The organism is Microbacterium sp. W4I4 (assembly GCF_030816235.1).
In the GTDB taxonomy this organism is placed as follows: Bacteria; Actinomycetota; Actinomycetes; order Actinomycetales; family Microbacteriaceae; genus Microbacterium.
This window is the reverse complement of sequence record NZ_JAUSXT010000001.1, coordinates 626940-638225: the sequence shown is the minus strand read 5'-3', so window position 1 is coordinate 638225 and position 11286 is coordinate 626940. Positions and strand designations below refer to the sequence as shown.

General features: G+C 69.6%; 7 protein-coding genes. 4 read left to right on the top strand and 3 right to left on the bottom strand.

Features of this window, described 5'->3' with window-relative positions; genetic code table 11:
• Positions 1-35: 35 nt before the first annotated feature.
• Positions 36-2105 carry a glycogen debranching protein GlgX gene (gene glgX, locus QF046_RS03015; RefSeq protein WP_307366056.1) on the bottom strand — a complete coding sequence of 690 codons (2070 nt, stop codon included), beginning with the start codon at positions 2103-2105 and terminating at the stop codon, positions 36-38.
• A gap of 109 nt (positions 2106-2214) precedes the next feature.
• On the opposite strand from glgX, the gene QF046_RS03010 reads away from it, so the two are divergent.
• The 4 genes from QF046_RS03010 to QF046_RS02995 all read left to right on the top strand — a co-directional run bounded on the left by QF046_RS03010 (position 2215) and on the right by QF046_RS02995 (position 7417).
• On the top strand, positions 2215-3390 hold the full coding sequence (locus QF046_RS03010) for a cysteine desulfurase family protein (RefSeq protein ID WP_307366054.1): 1176 nt from the start codon (positions 2215-2217) through the stop codon (positions 3388-3390).
• 10 nt (positions 3391-3400) lie between these two features.
• The gene (gene mnmA, locus QF046_RS03005; RefSeq protein ID WP_307366052.1) at positions 3401-4498 is read left to right on the top strand and encodes a tRNA 2-thiouridine(34) synthase MnmA; all 1098 of its coding nucleotides are present in this window, start codon (positions 3401-3403) and stop codon (positions 4496-4498) included.
• A gap of 92 nt (positions 4499-4590) precedes the next feature.
• Entirely contained in the window at positions 4591-6909 is a 2319-nt protein-coding gene (ligA, locus tag QF046_RS03000; protein WP_307366050.1) for an NAD-dependent DNA ligase LigA, read from the top strand.
• On the top strand, positions 6902-7417 hold the full coding sequence (locus tag QF046_RS02995) for an AAA family ATPase (protein WP_307366048.1): 516 nt from the start codon (positions 6902-6904) through the stop codon (positions 7415-7417). Before ligA ends, QF046_RS02995 begins: the two co-directional genes overlap by 8 nt.
• Positions 7418-7595: 178 nt before the next feature.
• Here the strand turns inward: QF046_RS02995 and QF046_RS02990 are convergent, their stop codons facing one another.
• Together QF046_RS02990 and QF046_RS02985 are read right to left on the bottom strand one after the other, a co-directional pair.
• Positions 7596-9425, bottom strand: a complete 1830-nt coding sequence (locus QF046_RS02990; RefSeq protein ID WP_307372674.1) for a DEAD/DEAH box helicase — start codon at positions 9423-9425, stop codon at positions 7596-7598.
• Positions 9426-9525: 100 nt separating this feature from the next.
• Complete coding sequence (locus tag QF046_RS02985; protein WP_307366046.1) at positions 9526-11229, bottom strand: long-chain-fatty-acid--CoA ligase; 1704 nt, start codon at positions 11227-11229, stop codon at positions 9526-9528.
• Between the last annotated feature and the right edge of the window lie 57 nt (positions 11230-11286).

The window sequence follows — 11286 nt, the reverse complement described above, 5'->3', positions numbered from 1 at the left end:
CTCTGACGGTGCCCGTCACCCCGTGTGGCCGGCGCTCAGTCCACCCGGAAGAGGCGCATGGAGGTGCCCGGAATCGGCAGTACATCGCCGGGGGAGTGGCGGCGCTGCTCAGCCGACGGGACCTCGTCCGAACTGGACCAGAGTTCCACGAAAGAGGTGGCGCCCTCGATGGAGTCGGGAAGGCGCACGTCGATCGGCGCCTCGATCCCGTGCACGATGAGCAGGATGCGGTTGGATGCGCCGTTCTCGGGCACACTGGCCGCCACGTACTGCAGCGTGCGGTTGCGGGGGTCGTTCCACTGCTCGACCTCCATCGTGTCGCCGTCCTGGTCGAACCAGTCCATCACGCTGGATTCCGGGATGTGCTCGCCGAGCCTCGCGTAGCGGCTGGGTCGCAGGGCAGGGTTCTCCGCGCGCAGCCGGGTCAGCAGCGCCGCGTGCGCGGTGAGGTCGCGCTGCCACGGCTCGTGCTCCCAGCTCAGCCAGCTCAGCTGCGAATCCTGGCAGTAGGCGTTGTTGTTGCCGCCCTGCGTGCGTCCGAACTCGTCGCCCGCGGTGATCATCGGGATGCCGGCGGAGAGCAGCAGCGTACCCATCAGATTGCGCATGGCCTTGCGTCGCAGCGCGAGGATCGCCGGATCGTCGGTCGGCCCCTCGACGCCGTGATTGAACGAGCGGTTCATATCGGCGCCGTCGCGGTTGCCCTCGCCGTTGGCCTCGTTGTGCTTGCCGTCGTAGGCCACCACGTCGTGCAGCGTGAAACCGTCATGGGCGGTGACGAAGTTGACGCTGGCGAGCGGCCCGCGCTCCTCGCTGTACGTGTTCGCGGAACCGGCCAGTCGGTTGGCGAATCCGCCGATGCCGACCGGTGCAGAGGCGCGACGTGCATAGTCGATGTCGCTGAGCCAGAAGTTGCGGGCGCGGTCGCGGTAGCGGTCGTTCCACTCGCTCCAGCCGTCCGGGAAGTTGCCGGTCTGCCAGCCGCCCAAGCCCACGTCCCAGGGCTCGGCGATGATCTTCACATCCTGCAGCGCGGGATCCTCGCGGATCGCGGCGAGCAGCGGGTGCTCGCGGTCATACTCGTGGTTCGCGTCGCGTCCGAGAGCCGTGGCGAGGTCGAACCGGAAGCCGTCGATCTGCATCTCGGTCGCCCAGTACCGCAGCGAATCCAGCACCAGGCGCGCTGCCGCATCCGTGGCGGTGTTGACCGTGTTGCCGACGCCGGTGGTGTCTATGTACGTGCCATCGGCGTGCTGCCGGTAGTAGGAGGCATTGTCGATGCCGCGCAGGCTGGACCGCGGGCCGCCGAGGCCCTCTTCGCTGGTGTGGTTGTACACCACGTCGAGGATGACTTCGAGTCCCGCCTCGTGCAGCAGCCGGACCATGCCCTTGAACTCGGCGAGCACCGCCTCGGGCCCGGCATTGCGCGCCGCCTCCGTGGCGTACGCGGTGTGCGGGGTGAAGAAGCTCAGGGTGTTGTAGCCCCAGTAGTTGGTCAGGCCACGCTCCAGCAGGCGCGGTTCCGGGACGAACGCGTGCACGGGCAGCAGCTCGACCGCGGTGACGCCCAGGTTCTTCAGGTACGCGATCATCGCCGGGTGCGCGAGCCCCGCGTAGGTGCCGTGCAGGGCCGGCGTGACATCCGGGTGCCGTTTGGTGAGCCCCTTGATGTGGCCTTCGTAGATCACTGTGCGATCCAGCGGCGTCTGCGGCTTGGCGACACCGCCCCAGTCGAAGCCGTCCTCGATGACGACCGAGCGCCATTCCTCGTAGCCGTCGCCCTGGGCGAGACCACGACCGTACGGATCCAGCAGCAGCGTTTCGGGGTTGAAGGTGTGGCCGGGGCCATGCGGGCCGTCCACGCGCAGCGAGTAGCGCGTTCCGGGCTGCAGCAGATCGGTGGTGATCTCCCAGACGCCGCCCGGGCGTCGCTCCAGCGGCGCCTGCGCGGTCTCCCAGTCCAGGTCGTCGGCGTCGAAGACGACGAGTTCGACGGAGGAGGCATTCTGCGACCACACTCGAAGCGTGCCGACCCCGTCGTGCAGACGGACGCCGAGATCATCGAGTGCGGGACCCTCGAGGGAGGGGGTGGTCGGCGCAGGCATGGGCTAAAGCATATGCGCGCAGGTCCGCCGCGGGTGAATTCGAGTGCCGACATCGATGAGCCCGGGTCTCGCAGGTCCACGATGACAGTGCACAGGCGACAATGGAGGGATGCGGTTCTACCTCGATCATGCGGCGACATCCCCCCTGCGGCCGGAGGCGCGCGAGGCGTGGCTGGCCGCCGGAGACGTGCTCGGCAACGCGTCGTCGACCCACGGCGCGGGACAGGACGCCCGTCGGGTGCTCGAGGAATCGCGTGAGCGTGCCGCCGCGGTTCTCGGATGCGATCCGATCGAGGTGGTCTTCACGTCCGGTGGAACCGAGTCGATCAACACCGCTCTGCACGGCCTCTGGCGATCCCGTCGCGAGGGTTCCGATGCGGTGGTGCTACCGGATGCCGAGCATCACGCCACCATGGACACGGTGACCGCGCTGGCGCAGGAGGGCGCGGTCGTGCGGGACGTGCCCGTCGACGCCGTCGCCCGGATCGACGAGGCGGCGTTCCGCGAAGCGCTGGACGGCGCCGCATTGGCGACCGCCCTGGTCGCGAACAACGAGGCGGGCACGCTCAACGACGCGGCGGCCCTCGCGCATGACGCGGCGGATGCCGGGGTTCCTCTGCATCTGGATGCCGTGGCCGCGTGGGGCCACCTGCCGCTCTCCTTCCGCAGTCTGCGCGGCGATGCGGCAGCCGCCGTCGGGCTCGTCGCCATGAGCGTGGCCGGCCACAAGCTCGGCGCCCCGGTGGGCACGGGTGCGCTCGTGGTCGCCCGCTCCGCGCGTCTCACCGCCCTGCTGCACGGCGGGGCCCAGCAGCGCGGCCTGCGAGCCGGAACGCAGGACGTCGCGGGCGCGGCCGCGTTCGCGGCGGCGCTGGAGGCGGCATCGGGCGAGATGGAGTCGGAGGGCGTGCGGCTGCGGATGCTGCGCGATCGTCTGCTGGACGGCATCCTCCGGGCGGTGCCGCAGGCCGAGGTGCTCGGTGATCGGATCGGGCGCCTGCCGGGCAATGCGCACGTGCTGTTTCCCGGTGCGGTGGGGGAGAGCCTGCTGTTCCTGCTCGACATGGCCGGCATCGCGGCATCCACCGGCTCCGCCTGCCAGGCCGGCGTCGCCGAGCCCTCGCACGTCGTGATGGCCATGGGCCGCAGCGAGCGCGACGCGCGCAGCGCACTGCGTTTTACACTCGGACGCACGTCGACGGATGCCGATGTCGACGCGGTCCTCGCGGTCATCGCGGACGTCTACGAACGGGCATCCGGCGCCCGGTCAGCCACCCGCTCGTAGACTGGTCGTCATGCGTGTACTGGCGGCGATGAGCGGTGGAGTGGACTCGGCAGTGGCGGCGGCCCGCGCCGTCGAAGCCGGCCACGACGTCGTCGGCGTCCATCTCGCCCTGTCGCGGGCCGGTGGAACCCTGCGCACCGGCAGCCGCGGATGCTGCACGGTGGAGGACGCGCTCGACGCCCGCCGCGTGTCGGACCTGCTCGGCATCCCCTTCTACGTCTGGGACTTCTCGGAGCGGTTCCGCGACGACGTGATCGAGGACTTCATCTCCGAGTACAAGGCCGGGCGCACCCCGAACCCGTGCCTGCGCTGCAATGAGAAGATCAAGTTCGCCGCGCTTCTGGAGCGCGCCATCGAACTCGGCTTCGACGCGGTCTGCACCGGGCACTACGCCACGCTGGTGGACGGCCCCGAGGGACTCGAGCTGCACCGGGCATCGGACAGCGCGAAGGACCAGTCCTACGTGCTGGGAGTGCTCAACGCCGAGCAGCTCTCACACACCTACTTCCCGCTCGGCTCCACGCCCTCCAAGGCGATCGTGCGCGCAGAGGCCGCCGAGCGCGGCATCAGCGTCGCGCAGAAACCCGACAGTCACGACATCTGCTTCATCCCCGACGGCGACACGCGCGGCTGGCTGGCCGAGAAGGTCGGTGCGGAGACCGGCGAGGTCGTGGACCGCTCCGGCGCCGTGATCGGCTCGCACGAGGGCGCTCACGCGTTCACCGTCGGTCAGCGCCGCGGCCTGCACCTCGGCGTGCCCGCCCCCGACGGCAAGCCGCGCTTCGTGCTCGAGGTGCGTCCGGTCACGAACACGGTGGTGGTCGGGCCCAAGGAGGCGCTGGCGATCGCGGAGATCTCGGGGGAGCGGTTCTCCTGGGCAGGCGCCGCGCCGACGGCATCGGACTTCGCCTGCGAGGTGCAGATCCGGGCCCACGCCGACCCCGTGCCCGCGCACGCCTTCGTGACGTATGCCGGAGTACGCGTCGTTCCGGACGTGCCTCTGGACGGTGTCGCGCCAGGGCAGAGCGCCGTGCTGTACGTCGGCACGCATGTGCTCGGCCAGTTCACGATCGATACGACGGTCTCGGCGGTCCCCGTCGGGGCGTGAGCCCTGGTCCCTGAGCCTGTCGCCTGTACTGAGCGAGCGCCAGCGAGTCGAAGTGAAGGGCGGATGTCGCACCCCGCTCGTAGACTTGCGGGGTGCCGGAGAACATCTCGCTGGAAACCGCCCGTGCCGAGGCGGAAGAGCTGACCACTCGCATCCTTGATGCGAAGGACGCCTATTACGGGCGCGACACCTCACTGGTCGACGACGCGACGTATGACGGATGGATGCGACGGCTCGAAGAGCTGGAGCGCCTGCACCCCGAGTTGCAGGGACAGGACTCGCCGACGCAGATGGTCGGCGCAGCCGAGACCACCGGGCTCGACACGATCGAGCACGCGGAGCGGATGCTGAGCCTGGACAACGTCTTCTCTCCGGAGGAGCTGCGGGACTGGCAGGCGAAGACGCGAGCGGCTGCGGGCCGCGATGTCGCCTGGCTGACCGAGTTGAAGATCGACGGTCTCGCGATCAATCTGCGCTACGAGAACGGCATTCTCACCTCGGCCGCCACCCGCGGCGACGGCCGGGTCGGTGAGATCGTCACCGAGAACGCCCTGCGCCTGGCCGACATCCCCGAGCGGCTCTCGGGCAGCGGGCACCCGTCCATCGTCGAGGTGCGCGGCGAAGTCTTCATCCCCGTCGTCGCGTTCGAGCGTCTCAACGCCGCACAGGCCTCGTTCCGCGACCGCGCCTTCGCGGACTCCCTGGCCAAGTGGGAGGCGCGCGGTGGGGCGAAGAAGCCGTTCGACGAGGAGAAGGCCCGCGCCGCCGCCGCGCGACGGTTCCCCTCGTTCGCGAACCCGCGCAATGCCGCCAGCGGTGGTCTGCGCCAGCAGCTCGACAAGAAGGACGGGCTGGAGCACGAGGCGGGGATGCTGCGGGTGAACTCGCTGTCCTTGTACGTGCACGGCATCGGCGCCTGGGCGAACCCGCCTGTCGCCGCGCAGAGCGAGGTGTACGACCTGCTGGCCGAATGGGGGCTGCCGACCAGCCCGCACACGAAGGTGTGTCACACGGTCGACGAGGTCGCGGAGTTCGTCGCGCATTTCGGTGAGCACCGTCACGACGTGGAGCACGAACTGGACGGCATCGTCGTCAAGGTCGATGAGCTCGAGCTGCACGACGAGCTGGGCATGACCAGCCGTGCGCCGCGCTGGGCGATCGCCTACAAGTACCCGCCCGAGGAGGTGCAGACCACCCTGCTCGACATCGTCGTTTCGGTGGGACGCACCGGCCGCGCCACCCCGTTCGCGGTGATGGCCCCGGCCCACGTCGCCGGCTCCGTGGTCCGCCAAGCAACGTTGCACAACCAGGACGTCGTCAAGGCCAAGGGCGTGCTGATCGGCGACACCGTCGTGCTGCGCAAGGCCGGGGACGTGATCCCCGAGGTTCTCGGACCCGTGGTCGAGCGGCGCGACGGCACCGAGCGCGAGTTCGTGATGCCCGCGCTGTGCCCCGAGTGCGGCACCCCGCTGCGGGCCATGAAAGAGGGCGACATCGATCTGCGCTGCCCGAACGCGCGATCCTGCCCGGCACAGGTGCGCGGACGCGTGGAGCACATCGGCTCGCGCGGTGCGCTGGATGTCGAGGCGCTCGGCGAGGTGACGGCAGCTGCGCTCACACAGGCGGAGCCGCCGGCATCCGCACCCCTCCCCACAGAAGCGGGGCTGTTCGACCTCGTCCTGGAGGATCTGGTGCCCATCTCGGTGGTCGTGCGCGATGCGGAGACAGGACTGCCGAAGGAGGACGACGACGGGATCGTGAAGACCCGGTCGCCGTTCCGTCGCAATCCGACTCCCGCAGAGAAGAAGGCGGGCGCCGATGGGCCGCAGCCGTCGTCATCCGCCATCAAGCTTCTCGCGGAACTCGAGAAGGCGAAGACCAAGGAGCTCTGGCGCCTGCTGGTCTCGCTGAACATCCGCCACGTGGGGCCGGTCGCCGCGCGCGCACTCGCGCAGTGGTTCGGTTCGCTGGACGCCATCCGCTCGGCGTCGTTGGAGGAGCTCGCTGCCGTCGAAGGCGTCGGCGGCATCATCGCCGAGTCGCTGCTGAACTGGTTCGAGGTGGACTGGCATCAGGAGATCGTCCAGCAGTGGGCGGATGCCGGTGTGCAGTGGTCCACGCCCGGCCATCCCGGCCCCGGTGCCGCCGTCGAGGCGGGCGGTGTGCTGGACGGACTCACCGTCGTCGCCACCGGGTCTCTGGACGGGTACACCCGCGAGGGTGCGCAGGAGGCCATCATCAAGGCCGGCGGCAAGGCGGCATCCAGCGTCTCGAAGAAGACCGACTTCGTCGCGGCCGGCCCGGGCGCGGGCTCCAAACTGGCCAAGGCCGAGGACCTCGGCCTCCGGATCCTCGATGCCGCCCAGTTCCATGTTCTCGTGACACGGGGCCCGGGCGCTCTGGATGCCTGATCGGATCATCGTCCTGAACGGCATGGCCGGTGCGGGCAAGACGACTCTGGCACGCCCGCTCGCGGCCGAGCTCGGGGTGCCGCTGGTCTCGAAGGACGCGATCAAGGAAGCCCTCGGCGACGCCGTCGACGCGGTGCTGCCCACTCGGGCGATCGGCGCCCTCGCCGCGGACGCGCTGTGGCGGATCGTCGGAATGCTGGAGGGCGCGGTGCTCATCGAGTCCGTCTGGCTCGCCGGGCGGGACGAGGAGTGGTTCCGCCGCGGATGGGAATCCGCCGGCTCGCCCGTGGGCGTCGAGGTCTGGTGCGAGGCGCCGCGCGAGGTCATGCGCGAGCGGTACCTGACCCGTTCCCGGCATGCCGTGCACGACGATCAGGGGCGTCTGGACGAATGGGAGGCCGCGGCCGATGCCGCGCGGCCCATGACCGGGTTCCCCCTGATCCGCGTCGACACGAGCACGCCGATCGACGTCATCGATCTCGCGACGACCATCAAGGAGCTGATGTGAGCGACGTGACGCCGACTCCGGTGTGCAGCGCTTCGACGCACACCGGTTCCACCTGCGCGAACGGATGAACATCACCGCGCATCACTTCGATCTGAAGCTCTGAGACGCGAACGGCGGCTGAGCGGAATCCGCCCAGCCGCCCTCGATCCCCGGCGCGGCCGGAGAAACGTGCTCGGTTCTAGTGCCGCGGCTTGCGCGCGGGACGGTCGTCGCGGTACTGACCGCGGTCGCCGCCGCGGCGGTCGTCCTGGAAGTCACGGCCGCCGCTGCGGTGGTCTCCGTCGCGCGGCGTGCGGCGGCTGGGGACTCCGCGGTCGGGCTTGATCTCGATCAGGCGTCCCGAGATGCGGGTGTCGCTCAGCTTGGCGAGCACGGACGGGTCGAGGTTCACGGGCAGTTCGACGATGGAGAAGTCCGGCTTGATGGCGATGGCACCGAAGTCGTCGCGGCCGAGGCCGCCCTCGTTCGCCAGCGCACCGACGATCTGACGCGGCTCGACGCGGTGCCGGCGGCCGACCTCGATGCGGTAGGCCGCGTAGTCGCCGCGACCACGACGCTCGCGCGGGGCACGATCACGGTCACCGCCACGATCGGCGCCAGTGCGATCGTTGCGCTCGCGCGGCGGACGGTTGTCGCGCTCGACGGCGCGGGACAGCTCATCGCGCTGGGGATCCAGCAGCAGGGGAGTCTCACCCTGAGCGACCACGGCGAGGGCGGCGGCGACATCCGCCTCCGGCACGTCGTGATTGCGCACGTAGTGGGCGACGATGTCCCGGAATGCCTCGATACGGGCGGTCTCCTCGAGGGCGCCCGTGATGGCATCGTCGAAGCGCGCCAGACGCGTGGAGTTGACGTCCTCGGTGGTGGGAAGCTGCATCAGCGCGGGCTTCTGGCGGGTGGCCTTCTCGATGTGGCCCAGCAGGTAGCGCTCGCGCGGCGTGATGAAGCTGATCGCGTCGCCCTTGCGTCCGGCGCGGCCGGTGCGGCCGATGCGGTGCACGTACGACTCGGTGTCGGTGGGGATGTCGAAGTTGACGACGTGGCTGATGCGCTCCACGTCCAGGCCTCGTGCGGCGACATCGGTGGCGACGAGGATGTCGAGCTTGCCGTTCTTCAGGTGGTTGACGCTGCGCTCGCGCTGCACCTGCGGCACGTCGCCGTTGATGGCCGCTGCGGAGTAGCCGCGGGCTCGCAGCTTCTCGGCCAGCGTCTCGGTCTCGTTCTTCGTGCGGACGAAGACGATCATCCCGTCGAAGTTCTCCACCTCGAGGATGCGCGTGAGCGCATCCACCTTCTGGGCGTAGGAGACGACGAGGTACCGCTGGGTGATGTTCTGGTTCGTCGTGGTCTTCGCCGTGATGGCGACTTCCTCGGGCGAGTTGAGGTACTTCTGGGCAAGGCGACGGATCGCCGGCGGCATGGTGGCGGAGAACAGCGCCACCTGCTTGCTCTCGGGGGTCTGGGCCAGGATCTGCTCGACATCCTCCGCGAAGCCCATCTTCAGCATCTCGTCGGCCTCATCGAGCACGAGGTACTTGAGCTCCGACAGATCGAGCGTTCCCTTGGCCTGGTGGTCCATGATGCGCCCAGGGGTGCCGACGATGATGTGCACTCCACGTCGCAGTGCGGACAGCTGCACGCCATACGCCTGGCCCCCGTACACCGGCAGCACGCGGACGTCCTTCATGCGCGAGGAGTACGACTCGAACGCCTCGCAGACCTGCAGCGCCAGCTCGCGGGTCGGGGCCAGGACGAGTGCCTGCGGGGTCTTCTGAGTCAGATCCAGGTGCTCGAGCACGGGCAGCGCGAACGCCGCCGTCTTGCCAGTGCCGGTCTGCGCCGTACCGAGCACGTCGCGACCCTGAAGCAGCAGCGGGATGGTCGCCGCCTGGATGGGAGAGGGGGTCTCGTAGCCGAGGTCGCGGATGGCCTTGAGGACGGGACCGGTGAGACCGAGCTGCTCGAAGCCGGGCTTGGGCGTCTCCTCAGCGGTGGACTCGTCGGTCACGGAGGGGGCGTCGGCAGGGCTATCAGCAGCGGCGGTATCGTCAGCAGTCACCTGCCCACGATAGTGCCTGCGCCTGTGCAGACGCAGTGCGCCCGATCTGTCACGCCCCGGTGGTCAGTGCGACGAGCCTCTCCTTGACCTGGCGGCGCAGCACCTTGCCGATCAGCGAGGTGGGCAGCTCGTCGACGATGAAGATCCGGCGGGGCACCTTGTACGGAGTCAGGATTCCTCGTACGAACTCGCGGATCGCCTCGATGTCGACGTTCTCGGCGCCGTCCGCGACCACGATCGCGGCGACCACCTCCTCGCCGGAATGGGGGCTCGGCAGGCCGACGACGGCGGCATCCACGACATCCGGATGCTGTCGCAGCGCGACCTCGACCTCGGTCGGGGCGACGTTGAAGCCGCCGGTGATGATGAGCTCCTTGATGCGGTCGACGATGCGCACGAAGCCGCTCTCGTCGATCGTGACGATGTCGCCCGTGCGGAACCAGCCATCGGCGAAGACCGCCTGGGTGGCCTCTGGCTTGCCGTAGTAGCCCGAGAACACCTGCGGGCCGCGGACGACCAGCTCCCCGGCGGTGCCGGGCGGGACGTCGCGGGTGGGCTCCTCCGGGTCGACGACCCGGCACTCGGTGCCGGGCAGCGGCAGGCCGACGGTGCCGGCGATGCGGCTGTCGGCGACCGGGTTGGCCATCAGGACCGGCGAGCACTCGCTCAGACCGTATCCCTCGACGAGGAAGCCGCCCGAGGCCTCCTCGAACGGGACCACCAGTTCATGGGAGAGTGCCATCGCACCGGAGATCGCGACCTCGGTGCCGGCCAGGGAGATGCCCTTCTCCTTGGCGGCGGCCAGCAGCCGCTCGGCGATCGGAGGCACGAGCGGCAGGAAGGTCGCGGGGTGCTTCTTGGTGACCTCGAGGACCAGGTCGGGGTCGAACTTCGGGAACAGCACCAGGCGGGCCCCCATCGACATGGCGAATGTCAGGCACAGGGTGAGGCCGTAGGCGTGGAACATCGGCAGCACCGCGTACACGACGCAGCCGTCACCGCGGGTGATGGACGGCACCCAGGCCTGGGCCTGCGCTGCGTTGGCCAGCAGGTTGCGATGTGTGAGGGCGGCGCCCTTCGGCGTGCCGGTGGTGCCCGAGGTGTACTGGATGATCGCGAGGTCATCGGTCTGCGGGCTGGGCGCCGAGGACGGCAGGGGAGCGGATGCGACCAGCGAGTCCCAGCTGATCGCTCCACGCACCTTGGTGGTCAGGGCATCGCGGGAGGCGCGGGCCTTCGCTATCGGCAGCCTCAGCGCCAGCCGCGTCAGCCACGGCATCGCCCTGGTGACGTCGACGGAGACGATGCCGGCGACGGCGAGGTCGTCGGGGAAGTCCTGCACGGTCTCGACGACCTTGCTCCACACGATCGCGTGCTTCGCTCCGTGGTCCTCGAACTGCTTGCGCAGCTCGCGCGCCGTGTAGAGCGGGTTGTGCTCGACGACGACCGCGCCCAGGCGCAGGACGGCGTAGAACGCGATGATGTGCTGAGGACAGTTCGGCAGCACGATCGCGACCGGGTCTCCTGCCTTCACACCCAGGTCGCGCAGGCCCGCGGCCACACGGTCGATGGCCTCCTGCAGTTCGCGGTAGGTGGTCTCGCGTCCGAAGAACTGCAGCGCCACCGCATCCGGGTAATCGCGTGCGGACGCCGCCACGATGTCGACCAGAGAGCCGGACACCGGCGGCAGATCCTCGGGCACCCCCGCGGCGTAGCTGGCGATCCAAGGGCGAGGAGGAACGTACGTCGTCACGGTCTCAGCTTAGGCGCTGAGCTTTTCGACTCGCGCAGCTCGCTCGATGACCGGGGG